Here is a 15,337-nt window from a genome sequence, read left to right as displayed (position 1 = left end):
CGCACCAGCGTCCTGTTCGCCATGCTCCGCGACGGAACCTTCTACGAACCCAGGAGCCCCCGCATCGCTTGACGAAAGACATAGAGGCACCCCCCGCATGGCACCCCGACCACCCCCCACCCCCTCCGGTTAGGCTCTGGCCAGGACACCAGCCACCCGAGGGAGACCACGGACATGACGCCGGGCCGCAGAAGCAGCACCTTCACCCGTCTGCTCCGACACGGCTTCACCGACCCCTCCGCCGCCGAACGCCTCCTAGACGGCCCCGAACTCGCCCCCGTACGCGACGACCCCGTCCTCCTCGAAGCCCTGGGCGCCACCGCCGACCCCGACCTCGCCCTGCACGGCCTGGTCCGCCTCCTGGAGGCGCAGCCCACCCCCACCGCCCACCGCGAACTGCTGGACACCCTCGTCGCGGCCAAACCCCTCCGCGACCGCCTCCTCGGCGTCCTCGGCGCCTCCGAGGCCCTCACCGACCACCTCGCCCGCCACCCCGCCGACTGGCAGGCCCTGGTCACCTACGAGCCGCACGACCTCCACCCCGGCGTCACGGAGTTCGAACGCGGCCTCGCCGAGGCCGACGACCCGGTCTCGCTCCGCGTCGCGTACCGCCGCTGCCTGCTCTCCATCGCCGCCCGCGACGTCTGCGGCACCACGGACATCGCCGAGACCGCCGCGGAACTCGCCGACCTGGCCACCGCCACCCTGCGCGCCGCCCTCGCCCTCGCCCGGGCCGCCGCCCCGAAGGACGACGCCGCCTGCCGCCTCGCGGTGATCGCGATGGGCAAGTGCGGCGGCCACGAGCTGAACTACGTCTCCGACGTCGACGTGATCTTCGTGGCGGAACCCGCCGAGGGCACCCCGGAGACCGAGGCCATGAGGTCCGCGACGCGACTCGCCGCCCACCTGATGCGGATCTGCTCCGAGACGACCGTGGAGGGCTCCATCTGGCCGGTGGACGCCAACCTGCGTCCCGAGGGCCGCAACGGCCCCCTCGTGCGCACCCTCAGCAGCCACCTCGCCTACTACCAGCGCTGGGCCAAGACCTGGGAGTTCCAGGCCCTCCTCAAGGCCCGCCCGGTGGCCGGCGACACCGCGCTCGGCGAGGCGTACATCGAGGCCCTGGAACCCCTGGTCTGGCAGGTGGCCGAACGCGAGAACTTCGTGGCGGACGTCCAGAAGATGCGCCGCCGCGTGGTCGAGAACATCCCCCTCTCCGAGGTCGACCGCGAACTCAAGCTGGGCCCCGGCGGCCTGCGGGACGTCGAGTTCGCCGTGCAGCTCCTCCAGCTCGTGCACGGCCGCACCGACCCCGCCCTGCGCAGCGGCACCACCCTGGACGCCCTCCAGGCCCTCGCCGCCGGCGGCTACGTCGGCCGCGAGGACGCCGCCCGCCTGGACGAGGCGTACCGCTTCCTGCGCTCCATGGAGCACCGCATCCAGCTGCACCGCCTGCGCCGCACCCACCTCGTCCCCGAGTCCGAGCCGGACCTGCGCCGCCTCGGCCGCTCCCTGGGCCTGCGCGCCGACCCGGCCGCCGAGCTGACCCGCGAGTGGAAGCGGCACACCGGTGTCGTACGCCGGCTGCACGAGAAGCTCTTCTACCGCCCGCTGCTCGACGCCGTGGCCCAACTCGCCCCGGGCGAGGCCCGGCTGAGCGCGGAGGCGGCCCGGGTACGGCTCGTCGCGCTCGGTTACGCCGACCCGGCCGCCGCCCTGCGCCACCTGGAGGCCCTGGCCTCCGGCGTGTCCCGCAAGGCGGCCATCCAGCGCACCCTGCTGCCGGTCCTGCTCGGCTGGTTCGCCGACTCCGCCGACCCGGACGCCGGCCTGCTGAACTTCCGGAAGGTCTCCGACGCGCTCGGCAAGACGCCCTGGTACCTGCGCCTGCTGCGCGACGAGGGCGCGGCGGCGGAGAACCTGGCCCGGGTGCTGTCCGCGGGCCGCCTCGCGCCCGACCTGCTGATGCGCGCCCCGGAGGCGGTCGCGCTGCTCGGCGACGGCGCCGGCGCCGGCCTCGCGCCCCGGCAGCGCGCCGCGCTGGAGCAGGAGGTCATGGCGGCGGTGGGCCGCGCGGAGAACGCCGCGCAGGGCGTCACCGCGGCCCGGGGCGTCCGCCGCCGCGAGCTGTTCCGCACCGCCGCCGCCGACATCATCGGCTCCTACGGCACCGAGACCCACCCCGCCGTGGCGGACCAGGGCGCCCTGGTGGACCGGGTCGGCGCGGCCGTCTCCGACCTGACCCGGGTCACCCTGGCCGGCACCCTGCGCGCGGTCGTCCGGGACGGCTGGGGCGACACCCTGCCCACCCGGTTCGCCGTCATCGGGATGGGCCGCTTCGGCGGCCACGAGCTGGGCTACGGCTCGGACGCCGACGTGCTGTTCGTGCACGAGCCGAGGGACGGCGTGGACGAGCAGGAGGCGTCGGCCGCCGCCGCCCGGGTCGTCGCCGAGATGCGCCGGCTGCTCCAGCTGCCCAGCGCCGACCCGCCGCTGCTCATCGACGCCGATCTGCGTCCGGAGGGCAAGTCGGGCCCGCTGGTGCGCACCCTGAAGTCGTACGAGGCGTACTACCGCCGCTGGTCCCTGGGCTGGGAGTCCCAGGCGCTGCTGCGGGCCGAGCCGGTGGCCGGCGACGCGGAGCTGGGCCGGCGGTTCACCGAGCTGATCGACCCGCTGCGCTACCCGGCCGGGGGGCTGACGGAGGACGCCGTCCGGGAGATCCGCCGGCTCAAGGCGCGCATGGAGTCCGAGCGGCTGCCGCGCGGCGCCGACCCGAAACTGCACACCAAGCTGGGCCCGGGCGGGCTGTCCGACGTCGAGTGGACCGTGCAGCTGCTCCAGCTCCGCCACGGCCACCACGAGCCCGGCCTGCGCACCACCCGCACCCGGCAGGCGCTGGCCGCCGCCCGCGCGGCCGGGCTGCTGTCGGCGGAGGACGCGGAGATCCTGGACGAGGCGTGGGTGCTGGCCACCCGGGTGCGCAACGCGGTCATGCTGGTCCGGGGCCGGGCCGGGGACACCTTCCCGACCGAGCCACGCGAGCTGGCCGCGGTCGGCCGCTACCTGGGCTACGGCGCCGGGCACGCCGGGGACATGCTGGACGCCTACCGCCGTACCGCCCGCCGGGCACGCACGGTCGTGGAGGAACTGTTCTACGAGGACTGAACACGGCCGTCCCGGGCGGTGCCGCTCTACGCGGACTGGGCGGACTACGCGGACTACGCGGACTGGGCGGACCCCAGCGGCCGGCCCGCGGGTCTCGGGACCAGCCGGGGCAGCGCGTACGGCAGGCTGCCGTACCAGACGCGGGCCGCCGCGAAGCCGAAGCAGAGGCAGAGCGCCCCGCCCACCGCGTCCAGCCAGAAGTGGTTGGCGGTGGCGACGATCACCACCAGGGTGAGCGCCGGATACAGCAGCCCCAGCACCCGCACCCACGGCACCGACGCCAGCGCGAAGACCGTCAGCCCGCACCACAGCGACCAGCCGATGTGCATCGACGGCATCGCCGCGTACTGGTTCGACATGTGCTTGAGGTCGCCCGAGGCCATCGAACCCCAGGTGTGGTGCACCAGCACGGTGTCCACGAAGTGCCCGCCGCGCATCAGCCGGGGCGGCGCGAGCGGGAACAGGTAGTAACCGAGCAGGGCCACGCCCGTGGTCGCGAACAGCACCAGCCGGGTCGCCGCGTACCGGCCGGGATGCCACCGGTACAGCCACACCAGGACACACAGCGTGATGACGAAGTGCAGTGTGGCGTAGTAGTAGTTCATCCCGATGATGAGCCAAGTCACCGAGTTCACGGCGTGGTTGACCGAGCGCTCGACCCCGATGCCCAGCGCGTGCTCCACGCGCCAGATGACGTCGGCGTTGCGCAGCGCCGCGGCCCGCTGCTCCGGTACGGCGTTGCGGATGAGGGAGTACGTCCAGTAACTCGCCCCGATCAGAAGGATCTCGAACCACAGCCGGGGCCGCCGCGGCCGGCGCAGCCGCGCCGCCACACCCTGTCTGTCCTCGCCCGTGACGGTCCGCGGAACGGCCACCTCCTCGCGACCTTCCGGCTCTGTCACGGTCGAGTCACTCATAGGCACAGAGTCTGCCAGAAAAGGCTTCTTCGGCCGATCATCCCAAGGTCGGGTTCCCTCCGCACCTTCTACGGCGTGCGGAGGACGTGCGGGGCCGAGGCGGTGGACCCGCGGACCACCAGTTCCGGCATGAACACGAACTCGCTGTGCGGTGCCGGTGTCCCGCCGATCTCCTCCAGCAGCGTGCGCACCGCCGCCTGTCCCATCGCCGGCACCGGCTTGCGGACCGTGGTCAGCGGCGGGTCGGTGAAGGCGATCAGCGGGGAGTCGTCGAACCCGACCACCGACACGTCCCGCGGCACCTCAAGGCCGCGCTGCCGGGCCGCCCGTATCGCGCCCAGCGCCATCATGTCGCTGGCGCAGACCACCGCCGTGCAGCCCCGCTCCATCAGCGCCGTCGCCGCCGCCTGACCGCCCTCCAGCGTGTACAGCGAGTGCTGGACCAGCTCCGTCTCGACGGTCTCGGCGGGGAGGCGGAGCTGCTCCTGCACCGCCCGGACGAAGCCCTCGATCTTGCGCTGCACGGGCACGAACCGCTTGGGTCCGAGGGCGAGCCCGATCCGGGTGTGTCCCAGCGACGCCAGGTGGGTCACCGCCAGCGCCATCGCCGCCCGGTCGTCGGGCGAGATGAACGGCGCCTGCACCTTCGGCGAGAACCCGTCCACCAGCACGAACGGCACGCCCCGCGCCCGCAGCCGCTCATAGCGCTGCATGTCCGCGGTGGTGTCCGCGTGCAGCCCGGAGACATAGATGATCCCGGCGACCCCGCGGTCCACCAGCATCTCGGTCAGCTCGTCCTCGGTCGACCCGCCGGGGGTCTGGGTGGCGAGCACCGGGGTGTAGCCCTGGCGGGTCAGGGCCTGGCCGATGACCTGGGCCAGGGCCGGGAATATCGGGTTCTCCAGCTCCGGCGTGATCAGGCCGACCAGGCCCTCGCTGCGCTGCCGCAGCCGCACCGGGCGCTCGTAGCCGAGCACGTCCAGCGCGGCGAGCACGGACTGGCGGGTGGTGGCGGCGACGCCCGGTTTGCCGTTGAGGACCCGGCTGACGGTCGCTTCGCTCACCCCCGCCTGCGCAGCGATGTCGGCAAGCCGTGTGGTCACGGCATTGGACTGTACCGGTCGTATCCGCCCTTGCCCACCGGCCGGACGCCGGGCACGGGCGGGCGGACGGCCTGCCGTGGGTTGCTGCGTCATCGCGCTCCCTCGGGAATCTTGGCGGCAAGAGCTTGCAAGTCTTGCACAGGTGTCGTCGTCGGCGCTCACGGCGTGCCCTGCCGGGTCGCGGAGCGGTCGACACCTGATCACGGCCGGGTAACCATCGTGTCTTCTTGCACTTTTTTTCTGCAAGGTCTTTCGCGCCGCTTACCTGGCTGTTACGTTCCCTGTCGCCCGGCCGCGGCAACGGCGCAGTCGGCAAGTCGCGGGAGGCGGGCGGGACCGCCCCCGTACCACTCGGGCTTAACCCTCAAGGAGAACTCATGCGGCGTGGCATAGCGGCCTCCGCGCTGGTGGCGTCCCTCGCCCTGACGGCGACGGCGTGCGGCGGGAGCGACAGCGACAGCGGGAAGTCGGACGGCCCGGTCACCATCACCTGGTGGGACACATCCAACGCCACCAACGAGGCACCGGCGTACCAGGCCCTGGTCCGCACGTTCGAGGCCGCGAACAAGGACGTCAAGGTCAAGTACGTCAACGTCCCGTTCGACCAGGCGCAGAACAAGTTCGACACCGCCGCCGGCGCCACGGGGGCGCCGGACGTGCTGCGCTCCGAGGTCGGCTGGACCCCGGCCTTCGCCAAGAAGGGCTTCTTCCTGCCGCTGGACGGCACCGAGGCCCTCGCCGACCAGGGCAAGTTCGAGCCGAACCTGATCAAGCAGGCCCAGTACGACGGCAAGACCTACGGCGTGCCGCTGGTCACCGACACCCTCGCGCTGGTCTACAACAAGGCCCTGTTCAAGAAGGCCGGCATCACCGAGGCGCCCAAGACCTGGGACGAGCTGAAGGCCGACGCCGCCAAGGTCCAGGACAAGGCCGGCGTCGACGGCTACTGGGGCTCCACCCAGTCCTACTACGCCCAGCCGTTCCTGTACGGCGAGGGCACCGACACCGTCGACGTCGCCGCCAAGAAGATCACCGTCGCCTCGGCCGCCGCCAGGAAGGGCTACGGCACCTGGCTCAGCCTGTTCTCCGGCAAGGGTTTGCACAAGGCCGACGCCACCGCCGACGCCTACGCCCACATCCAGGACGCCTTCGTCAACGGCAAGGTCGCCGCGATCATCCAGGGCCCCTGGGAGATCACGAACTTCTACAAGGGCAGCGCCTTCAAGGACAAGGACAACCTCGGCATCGCCACCGTCCCGGCCGGCTCCACCGGCAAGGCGGGCGCCCCGACCGGCGGCCACAACCTCTCTGTCTACGCCGGCTCCGACGAGGCCCACCAGAAGGCGGCCCTGAAGTTCGTGAAGTTCATGACCTCGGCGCAGGCGCAGGAGACCGTCGCGCTCGAGAACTCCACCCTGCCCACCCGCGCCGACGCCTACACCGGCAAGGTCAAGGCCGACCCGGGCATCGCCGGCTACCAGGGCGTCCTGTCCGCCGCGCAGCCCCGCCCGGCCCTGCCCGAGTACAGCTCGCTGTGGGTCCCGCTCGACAGCGAGCTGCCCAAGGTCGCCAGCGGCAAGGAGTCGCTGGACAAGGGCCTCGCCAACGCCGAGCTGGCCATCTCCAAGCTGGTCGACGGCTTCGGCAAGTGAGCCCGGGTGGCCGCCGGACGCTCCCGCCGCGAGGAGCCGGGAGCCGTCCGGCGGCCACCGCCCCGTGCCCAGCCCAACCCCTTGATCGTTTGAAGGTGTCGAACCATGACAGTCGCCATCGACCGCGCGACCGGCAAGCGCCGCGGTGACCGCGCGCCTCGTCCCGGGCTGGGGCAGCGCGTCCGCAACGGCCTCCAGAAGTACTGGTACGCCTACGCGATGATCGCCCCGGTGGTCGTCGTGCTCGGTGTCCTCGTGGGCTACCCGCTGGCGCGGGGCTTCTACCTCACCCTGACCGACGCGAACAGCCTGAACTCGGCCCGCACCATCGGCGTCCACCACATCGACGCCACCTACAAGTTCGTCGGCCTGGACAACTACCAGGACATCCTGTTCGGCCCGACGGCCTACGACCGGTTCTGGTCGCACTTCCTGTGGACCGTCTTCTGGACGGCCGCCTGCGTCGCCCTGCACTACTCGCTGGGCCTTGGCCTCGCGCTCATGCTCAACCAGAAGCTGCGCGGCCGGACCGTCTACCGGCTGCTGCTCGTCCTGCCCTGGGCCGTGCCGACCTTCGTCACCGTCTTCTCCTGGCGGATCATGCTCGCCGACTCCGGGGCGCTCAACCAGGTCCTCGGCGCGCTCCACCTGCCCCAGCCGGAGTGGCTGGAGGACACCTTCTGGCAGCGGTTCGCCGCCATCATGGTCAACACCTGGTGCGGGGTGCCGTTCATGATGCTCTCGCTGCTCGGCGGACTGCAGTCCATCGACGCGTCGCTGTACGAGGCGGCGGAGATGGACGGCGCGAGCGCCTGGCAGCGCTTCCGGCACGTCACCCTGCCCGGACTGCGCTCGGTCAGCTCCACCGTGGTGCTGCTCGGCGTCATCTGGACGTTCAACCAGTTCGTCATCATCTTCCTGCTGTTCGGCAAGAACTCCGCCCCGGACGCCCAGATCCTCGTCACCTGGGCCTACCAGCTGGGCTTCGGCCAGCAGCCGCGCGACTTCGCCCAGTCCGCCGCGTACGGCGTGCTGCTGCTGTCGATCCTCACCGTCTTCACCTCCTTCTACTTCCGCTGGCTGAAGCGCAATGACCAGCTCGCCGTCTGACGCCGCAGGAGCCGCCGCCATGAGCACCACGACCCTGGACACGACCGAGACCGCACCGGCCCCGGCACCCGCGCCCGGCCGCCGCGTCCGCCGGCGCGGCGAGCGCGGCCCGCTGGGCCTGGCCCTGCTGCACGGCGGTCTCGCCCTGGCGAGCCTGATCGCCCTGGCCCCGGTGGCCTGGCTGTGCTACCTGTCCCTCGGCCCGGACAAGGAGGACTACCTCCACCCGGGCGGCATCGCGGCCAAGCTGACCTTCTCCAACTACGGCTTCGTGCTCCAGCACACCGGGTTCCTCGACTGGTTCAAGTCGACGATGATCGTGGCCCTCGGCACCACCGTCGTCGGCGTCCTGGTCGCGGCCACCACCGGCTACGCGGTCTCCCGGATGCGTTTTCCCGGCTACAAGCAGCTGATGTGGGTCCTGCTGCTCACCCAGGCGTTCCCGATCGCGATCCTGATCGTGCCGATGTACGAGATCTTCAGCGAACTCGGTCTCATCGACTCCTACTGGGCGCTGATCATCATCAACTGCTCCACCGCCGTGCCGTACAGCGCCTGGCTGCTGAAGGGCTACTTCGACACCATCCCCTTCGAGATCGACGAGGCCGGACGGGTGGACGGGCTCAGCCCGTTCGGCACGTTCTTCCGGCTGATCCTGCCGCTGGCCCGGCCGGGCCTGGCCGTGGCCGCGTTCTACACCTTCATCACCGCCGTCGGCGAGGTCGCCTTCGCGACGACGTTCCTGCTGGACGACTCCAAGTACACCTTCGCCGTCGGCCTCCAGACCTTCGTCAGCGAGCACGACGCCCAGTGGAACTACATGGCCGCCACCGCGGTGCTGATCGCGATACCCGTGACGGTGTTCTTCTACCTGGTGCAGAAGAACCTGGTCACCGGCCTCACCGCAGGCGGCACCAAGGGCTGACACCCCCGCCCGCCCGCCCGTACGTGCGCCGGTGATCTGTCCACCGGCCGCCCACCACGCCCCAGTTACGTATCAAGGACGCCATGAGCCAGCAGCACTCCGCCGCACCGGCCCGCCACTTCGTCGCCGCCTCCGTCGCCGACCGCCGCGACTGGTGGCGGGACGCGGTCATCTACCAGGTCTATCCGCGCAGTTTCGCCGACAGCAACGGTGACGGCATGGGCGACCTGGAGGGCGTACGCTCCCGCCTGCCGTACCTGCGCGACCTCGGCGTCGACGCCGTGTGGCTCAGCCCCTTCTACGCCTCCCCGCAGGCCGACGCCGGGTACGACGTCGCCGACTACCGTGCCGTCGACCCGATGTTCGGCTCCCTGCTGGACGCCGACGCGCTGATCCGCGACGCGCACGCGCACCACCTGCGCGTCATCGTCGACCTGGTCCCGAACCACTCCTCCGACCAGCACGAGTGGTTCAAGCGCGCCCTCGCCGAGGGCCCCGGCTCCCCGCTGCGCGAGCGCTACCACTTCCGGCCCGGCCAGGGCGCCGACGGCGAACTCCCGCCCAACGACTGGGAGTCCATCTTCGGCGGCCCGGCCTGGACCCGCGTCCCGGACGGCGAGTGGTACCTGCACCTCTTCGCGCCCGAGCAGCCCGACTTCAACTGGAACCACCCGGCCGTCGGCGACGAGTTCCGCTCCATCCTGCGCTTCTGGCTGGACATGGGCGTGGACGGCTTCCGGATCGACGTCGCCCACGGCCTGGTCAAGGCGGACGGCCTGCCGGACCTCGGCACCCACGACCAGGTGAAACTGCTGGGCAACGACGTGATGCCGTTCTTCGACCAGGACGGCGTGCACGCCATCTACCGCCAGTGGCGCACGATCCTCGACGAGTACGCCGGGGAGCGGATCTTCGTTGCGGAGGCGTGGACGCCGACCATCGAGCGCACCGCCCGCTACGTCCGCCCCGACGAACTCCACCAGGCGTTCAACTTCCAGTACCTGGCGACGGCGTGGGACGCCGGCGAGCTGCGCACGGTCATCGACCAGACGCTGGAGGCGATGCGCCCGGTCGGCGCGCCCGCCACCTGGGTGCTGTCCAACCACGACGTCACCCGGCACGCCACCCGCTTCGCCAACCCGCCCGGCCTCGGCACCCAGATCCGCTCGGCCGGCGACCGCGCGCTGGGCCTGCGCCGCGCCCGCGCCGCCACCCTGCTGATGCTCGCCCTGCCCGGCTCGGCCTACCTCTACCAGGGCGAGGAACTGGGCCTGCCGGACGTCGTGGACCTGCCCGACGAGGTGCGCCAGGACCCGGCGTACTTCCGGGGCGCGGGCCAGGACGGCTTCCGCGACGGCTGCCGGGTGCCGATCCCGTGGACCCGCGAGGGTTCCTCCTACGGCTTCGGCGGCGGCGGAAGCTGGCTGCCCCAGCCGCCGGACTGGGCCGAGCTGAGCGTTCAGGCGCAGACCGGAGCGCCCGGCTCGACGCTGGAGCTGTACCGGTCGGCGCTCAGGGTGCGCCGCTCCCGGCCGGACCTCGGCGCGGGCGAGGCCGTGGAGTGGCTGCGGGCGCCCGAAGGCGTCCTCGCCTTCCGGCGGGGCGACTTCGTGTGCGTGGCGAACACCACCGGCGAGTCCGTGACGACGCCGTCGTACGGCCGGGTCCTGCTCACCAGCGGTGAGGTGACCGAGGCGGACGGCGAGACGAAGGTGCCCGCCGACACGACGGTGTGGTGGTCGACGGCCGCCGGCTGACAGCGGCCTGAAAGTCCTTGCGGAAACCCCGCACCGGCCCGCTGTCCTCCGGACGGCGGGCCTTTACCCTCTGCGTCACCCCCTCCTCCGCCGCGAGGTGTCAGGAACCTCCGTGACCTCCGTCGGCGGCCCCGGCCTTCAACGTCGAAGGAAACCCCACATGGCACGCAGCACCCTCCCCGCGGCGGTCGCCCTCACGGCCGCCGCCCTGGTCGGCATGAACCCCGCGGCCGCCGAGGCGGCACCGCCCGGCACCAAGGACGTCACCGCCGTCCTGTTCGAGTGGAAGTACGCCTCCGTGGCCAGGGAGTGCACCACCGCCCTCGGCCCCGCCGGCTACGGATACGTGCAGGTCTCCCCGCCCGCCGAGCACATACAGGGCGCGCAGTGGTGGACGTCGTACCAGCCGGTGTCGTACAAGATCGCCGGCCGCCTCGGCGACCGCACGGCGTTCCAGAACATGGTGAACACCTGCCACGCGGCCGGCGTGAAGGTCGTCGTGGACGCCGTCGTCAACCACATGTCGGCCGGCTCGGGCACCGGCACCGGCGGCTCGGCGTACACGAAGTACGACTACCCGGGCCTGTACTCGGTCCACGACTTCGACGACTGCACCTCCCCGGTGTCGAACTACGCCGACCGCTGGAACGTGCAGCACTGCGAACTCGTCGGCCTCGCCGACCTGGACACCGGCGAGGAGTACGTCCGCAAGACCATCGCCGGTTACCTGAACGGCCTGCTCGCCCTCGGCGCGGACGGCTTCCGCATCGACGCGGCCAAGCACATCCCGGCCGCGGACCTCACCGACATCAAGAGCCGCCTGACCAACCCGTCCGTCTACTGGAAGCAGGAACTCGTCTACGGCGCCGGCGAGGCCGTCCAGCCGTCCGAGTACACCGGCAACGGCGACGTCCAGGAGTTCCGCTACGCCTACGACCTCAAGCGCGTCCTGACCGGCGAGAAACTGGCCTACCTGAAGAACTTCGGGGAGGGCTGGGGCTATCTGAACAGCTCCGTGGCGGGTGTCTTCGTCGACAACCACGACACCGAGCGCAACGGCAGCACGCTGAACTACAAGAGCGGCGCCAACTACACCCTGGCCAACGTCTTCATGCTCGCCTGGCCCTACGGCGCGCCCGACGTCGACTCCGGCTACGAGTGGTCCGACGCCGACGCGGGCCCGCCCAACGGCGGCACCGTCAACGCCTGCTGGCAGGACGGCTGGAAGTGCCAGCACGCCTGGCCGGAGATCAGGTCCATGGTCGCCTTCCGCAACGCCACCCGGGGACAGGCGGTCACCGACTGGTGGGACAACGGCAACAACTGGATCGCCTTCGGCCGCGGCGGCAAGGGCTATGTGGCGATCAACCACGAGTCCGCCGCCCAGACCCGGACCTACCAGACGTCCCTGCCCGCCGGCACGTACTGCGACGTGCAGAGCGGCACCCCGGTGACCGTGGACTCCGGCGGACGGTTCACCGCCACCCTGGGCGCGAACACCGCACTGGCGCTCTACGCCGGCAAGTCCAACTGCTGAGCCGGATACGCCCTAGGGTGAGTGCGTAGCCGTAGAACAGGAGCCCGTATGCCGCAGATCACCGTCGACTACTCCGACACCCTGGAGAGCGCCTTCGACCGCGCGGGATTCGCCTGGGCGCTGCACGAGGCGACCGTGGGGATCGCGGCGGCGAAGCCGGAGTCCTGCAAGACCCAGTTCCGGCCGAGCGCGTACACGGCGTTCGGGTACGAGGACCCCGGCGCGCGCGGGCACGCCGTCGTGCACGTGACGATCGGGCTCCTCGCCGGGCGCGACGAGGAGACGAAGGCCCGGCTGACCGAAGCGGTGCTGGAGCTGCTGCGCACGCACGTGGCGGACGCGGCGGTCACCCTGCACGCCTCCGCCGAGGTCCGCGACCTCGACGCCTCGTACCGCAAGTCCGACGGCTAGCCGGACCCCGGCGGGCGCTCAGGAAGCGAGCGTGACGAGCCGGCCGACCAGGTCCGCGAAGGGGCCGTCGGCCGGCTCCGCCTCGGTCAGCCGCTTCAGCAGGGCCGCCAGGTCCGCGTCGTAGGCGGCGCTGACGGCGGCCAGCGCGGCGAAGTCGTGCACGAGCTGGACCTCCAGCTCGGCGCGCGGAATGCGCCGGCCGTCCAGCCAGATCAGCGCGGTGGACTCGGCGAGCGAGATCCAGGAGCGCACCACCAGCTCCAGCCGCGCGGACGCCTCGGTCACGCCCAGATGCGACAGGATCCGGTCATAGGCGGCCTGCCGTACGGAGTCGACGAGCGCGTTGGTCGCCGACGAGCCCACGGCCGGGCCGCCGCGCATGAGGGCCGAGAAACCGGGGCCGTGCTCGTCCACGAAGTCGAAGTAGCGGCCCATCACCCGCAGCAGCCGGGCGCCGAGCGGGCCCTCGCGCGGTTCGTCGAACCGGCTCGCCAGATCCTCCGACGCACGCTTCAACGCGGCCTCGTACAGACTGAGTTTGCCCGGGAAGTAGTGGTAGACCAGCGGGCGCGAGATGCCCGCCGCCGTGGCTATCTCGTCGATGGAGACCTCGTCCGGAGAGCGCCGGCTGAACAGGTCGAGGGCGACACCGATCAGCTGCTGCCGCCGCTCCTCGACACCCATCCTGCGGCGCACCCCGGTACTCATGCGAACACCTTACCGAGCGGATTCGGCCGCCCGGGTTCACAGGTCGAGCACCAGCCGGCCGCCGTGGGCCCGGGAGACGCAGATCAGCATCGAGTCGCGCCGTTCGGTGTCCGTCAGCAGCTCGTCCCGGTGGTCGACCTCCCCTTCGAGCACCCGTTGCCGGCAGGTGCCGCAGAAGCCCTGCTCACAGGAGTAGGCGGTGTCCGGCAGCACCCGGCGCACGGCGGCCAGCACGGTGGAGCCGGCCGGCACCGGCACCGTCCGCCCGGTGCGCCGCAGTTCCAGCGCGAACGCGGTGTCGCCGCCGGGCCCGGTGCGCGGCGCGAACCGCTCCACGTGCAGGGCGGCGCCCGCCGGCAGCCGTTCCTCCACCGCCGCCGTCAGGCCCCGCGGACCGCAGCAGTACACCGCCGTGCCCGGGGCGGTGTCCGCGAACAGGGCCGCCAGGTCGGGCCGGCCGTCCTCGTCCTCGGCGACGACCGTCAGCCGGTCGCCGGCCAGCCGCGCCACCTCCTCCAGGTACGGCATCGACGCCCGGGTCCGCCCGCCGTACAGCAGCCGCCACTCGGCGCCGGCCGGCAGGGCTCGCAGCATCGGCAGGACCGGGGTGATGCCGATCCCGCCGGCGACGAAGACGTAGGCGGGCGCGTCGGCCAGCGGGAAGCGGTTGCGGGGCCCGCGCACCTCCAGCTCCATGCCCGCCGCCAGCCGCTCGTGCACCTCGCGCGAGCCGCCCCGGCCGTCCGCCACGAGCCGGGCGGCGACCGTGTAGGAAGAGGTGTCCGCGGGATCACCGCACAGGGAGTACTGCCGTACGAGACCCGAGGGCAGCACCAGGTCCAGGTGGGCGCCCGGCTCCCAGCGCGGCAGTGCGGAGCCCTCCAGCCGCAGTTGCACGACCCCGTCGGCGATCGTCTCGTGCGCCGTGAGCAGCAGCCGCAGGGCCCGTGGGCGCGGCCGGCCGGAGACCGGCGGGTCCAGGGCGGGCAGCGGCCACAGCGGTGAGACGCGGACACGGCGGCGCAGCGCCCGCCGGGTGAGCAGGGCGGCGGCCGCGACGAGCGCGACGGTGCGCGGCTTCGGCGTCACGCGGTCCTCTCCTCCGCCGCCGTGGCCGCGGGGGAGGCCGCCAGATAGGCGACGGCCTGGGCGGTGTCGCCCTCCTGCGCGGGGTGGTAGCCGCGGCTCAGATAGCGGGGGACGGACCTGAGCACGTCCCCGGTCGCGGGCAGCAGGCCCTGCCTGCCCCGGACGTGGAAGTCCTTGAGCGTGGCCTTGCCGCCGGCCAGCGACGGGTCGTTCTCCATGAAGAACCGCGTCCCGCGCTGCCACAGGAACACCAGCGCGGTGAAGGCGGTCGCCCAGGTCCGGACGCGCCGGCCGTAGCCCCCGTCGACGTGCTCGAACAGCTCGAAGGCGACCGAGCGGTGCTCGACCTCCTCCGCGCCGTGCCAGCGCAGCAGGTCCAGCATGACCGGGTCGGCGCCGCGCCGGTCCAGTTCCCCGGCGTTGAGCACCCAGTTCCCCAGGAACGCCGTGTAGTGCTCGATGGCCGCGATGAGCGCGACCCGCTCCATCAGCCACCACCGGCGCGGCCTGCCCGGCGGCAGCGTCCGGTCGCCGAGCAGCTTCTCGAAGAACCAGTCGACCTGCGCGGTGTACGGCGTCGGGTCGAGCCCCAGCTCCCGGAGGCGGGGCAGCACCTCGTCGTGGGCCTGGGAGTGCATCGCCTCCTGGCCGATGAAGCCGAGGACGTCCGCGCGCAGCCGCTCGTCGCGGACGTACGGCAGCACCTGCTTGTACACGTGCACGAACCAGCGCTCACCGGCGGGCAGCAGCAGGTGCAGCACATTGATGGTGTGCGAGGTGAAGGGGTCCCCCGGCACCCAGTGCAGCGGCGTGCCGTCCCAGGAGAAGGACACCTTGCGTGCCTTGAGGGGCACCCGGTCCCGCGTATCAGACATGGCGTCAATGTACTGGCGGGTAGGACGCCTGAGAACCCCTTGCGCACGCCTTGTTTACGCAAGTGTCAACAAGGTGGCGTCCGGT

Annotated in this window: 12 protein-coding genes; 7 read left to right on the top strand and 5 right to left on the bottom strand. The window is 72.0% G+C overall.

Translation table 11 applies throughout. The annotated features are described in order from the left end of the window. Positions 1-174: 174 nt before the first annotated feature. On the top strand, positions 175-3,168 hold the full coding sequence (locus ACH4OA_RS23535) for a bifunctional [glutamine synthetase] adenylyltransferase/[glutamine synthetase]-adenylyl-L-tyrosine phosphorylase (protein WP_397970576.1): 2,994 nt from the start codon (positions 175-177) through the stop codon (positions 3,166-3,168). Between the two features lie 53 nt (positions 3,169-3,221). Here ACH4OA_RS23535 and ACH4OA_RS23530 read toward each other — a convergent pair whose 3' ends face one another. Further along, positions 3,222-4,085: a phosphatase PAP2 family protein gene (locus tag ACH4OA_RS23530; RefSeq protein WP_397945702.1), complete on the bottom strand. Its 864-nt coding sequence runs from the start codon at positions 4,083-4,085 to the stop codon at positions 3,222-3,224. Positions 4,086-4,153: 68 nt separating this feature from the next. Further along, positions 4,154-5,188, bottom strand: a complete 1,035-nt coding sequence (locus ACH4OA_RS23525; RefSeq protein ID WP_397970573.1) for a LacI family DNA-binding transcriptional regulator — start codon at positions 5,186-5,188, stop codon at positions 4,154-4,156. Positions 5,189-5,565: 377 nt separating this feature from the next. Here ACH4OA_RS23525 and ACH4OA_RS23520 point away from each other — a divergent pair, with 377 nt between their 5' ends. The 6 genes from ACH4OA_RS23520 (at position 5,566) to ACH4OA_RS23495 (ending at position 12,580) form a co-directional block, all read left to right on the top strand. Further along, a complete protein-coding gene (locus ACH4OA_RS23520; RefSeq protein WP_397970570.1) occupies positions 5,566-6,840 on the top strand; it encodes an extracellular solute-binding protein in 1,275 nt (424 codons plus the stop codon). Between the two features lie 105 nt (positions 6,841-6,945). Next, positions 6,946-7,950: a sugar ABC transporter permease gene (locus ACH4OA_RS23515; RefSeq protein ID WP_365879130.1), complete on the top strand. Its 1,005-nt coding sequence runs from the start codon at positions 6,946-6,948 to the stop codon at positions 7,948-7,950. Between the two features lie 19 nt (positions 7,951-7,969). Beyond that, positions 7,970-8,875, top strand: a complete 906-nt coding sequence (locus ACH4OA_RS23510) for a sugar ABC transporter permease (protein WP_397941903.1) — start codon at positions 7,970-7,972, stop codon at positions 8,873-8,875. 83 nt (positions 8,876-8,958) lie between these two features. After that, on the top strand, positions 8,959-10,632 hold the full coding sequence (locus tag ACH4OA_RS23505; protein WP_397970568.1) for a glycoside hydrolase family 13 protein: 1,674 nt from the start codon (positions 8,959-8,961) through the stop codon (positions 10,630-10,632). Positions 10,633-10,792: 160 nt separating this feature from the next. Beyond that, complete coding sequence (locus tag ACH4OA_RS23500; RefSeq protein WP_397970565.1) at positions 10,793-12,169, top strand: alpha-amylase family protein; 1,377 nt, start codon at positions 10,793-10,795, stop codon at positions 12,167-12,169. Between the two features lie 48 nt (positions 12,170-12,217). Continuing rightward, a complete protein-coding gene (locus ACH4OA_RS23495) occupies positions 12,218-12,580 on the top strand; it encodes a 5-carboxymethyl-2-hydroxymuconate Delta-isomerase (RefSeq protein ID WP_397970562.1) in 363 nt (120 codons plus the stop codon). Positions 12,581-12,598: 18 nt separating this feature from the next. Here the strand turns inward: ACH4OA_RS23495 and ACH4OA_RS23490 are convergent, their stop codons facing one another. The 3 genes from ACH4OA_RS23490 to ACH4OA_RS23480 are packed head-to-tail and all read right to left on the bottom strand — an operon-like array spanning position 12,599 to position 15,252. Beyond that, the gene (locus tag ACH4OA_RS23490) at positions 12,599-13,288 is read right to left on the bottom strand and encodes a TetR/AcrR family transcriptional regulator (RefSeq protein WP_397941908.1); all 690 of its coding nucleotides are present in this window, start codon (positions 13,286-13,288) and stop codon (positions 12,599-12,601) included. Positions 13,289-13,324: 36 nt separating this feature from the next. Then, positions 13,325-14,377 carry a PDR/VanB family oxidoreductase gene (locus tag ACH4OA_RS23485; RefSeq protein ID WP_397941909.1) on the bottom strand — a complete coding sequence of 351 codons (1,053 nt, stop codon included), beginning with the start codon at positions 14,375-14,377 and terminating at the stop codon, positions 13,325-13,327. Then, positions 14,374-15,252, bottom strand: a complete 879-nt coding sequence (locus tag ACH4OA_RS23480) for a metal-dependent hydrolase (protein ID WP_397941910.1) — start codon at positions 15,250-15,252, stop codon at positions 14,374-14,376. Before ACH4OA_RS23480 ends, ACH4OA_RS23485 begins: the two co-directional genes overlap by 4 nt. Positions 15,253-15,337 lie beyond the last annotated feature (85 nt).

Source organism: Streptomyces sp. NPDC017095 (genome assembly GCF_044332325.1).
Taxonomy (GTDB): domain Bacteria; phylum Actinomycetota; class Actinomycetes; order Streptomycetales; family Streptomycetaceae; genus Streptomyces.
This window is presented reverse-complemented; position numbering and strand designations above follow the sequence as displayed.

Excerpts from the sequence above, each read along its gene's own strand:
- ACH4OA_RS23535 (WP_397970576.1), top strand. The coding sequence starts at position 175 with ATGACGCCGGGCCGCAGAAGCAGCACCTTCACCCGTCTGCTCCGACAC.
- ACH4OA_RS23505 (WP_397970568.1), top strand. The coding sequence starts at position 8,959 with ATGAGCCAGCAGCACTCCGCCGCACCGGCCCGCCACTTCGTCGCCGCC.
- ACH4OA_RS23495 (WP_397970562.1), top strand. The coding sequence starts at position 12,218 with ATGCCGCAGATCACCGTCGACTACTCCGACACCCTGGAGAGCGCCTTC.
- ACH4OA_RS23515 (WP_365879130.1), top strand. The coding sequence starts at position 6,946 with ATGACAGTCGCCATCGACCGCGCGACCGGCAAGCGCCGCGGTGACCGC.
- ACH4OA_RS23480 (WP_397941910.1), bottom strand. The coding sequence starts at position 15,252 with ATGTCTGATACGCGGGACCGGGTGCCCCTCAAGGCACGCAAGGTGTCC.
- ACH4OA_RS23530 (WP_397945702.1), bottom strand. The coding sequence starts at position 4,085 with ATGAGTGACTCGACCGTGACAGAGCCGGAAGGTCGCGAGGAGGTGGCC.
- ACH4OA_RS23510 (WP_397941903.1), top strand. The coding sequence starts at position 7,970 with ATGAGCACCACGACCCTGGACACGACCGAGACCGCACCGGCCCCGGCA.
- ACH4OA_RS23500 (WP_397970565.1), top strand. The coding sequence starts at position 10,793 with ATGGCACGCAGCACCCTCCCCGCGGCGGTCGCCCTCACGGCCGCCGCC.
- ACH4OA_RS23520 (WP_397970570.1), top strand. The coding sequence starts at position 5,566 with ATGCGGCGTGGCATAGCGGCCTCCGCGCTGGTGGCGTCCCTCGCCCTG.
- ACH4OA_RS23490 (WP_397941908.1), bottom strand. The coding sequence starts at position 13,288 with ATGAGTACCGGGGTGCGCCGCAGGATGGGTGTCGAGGAGCGGCGGCAG.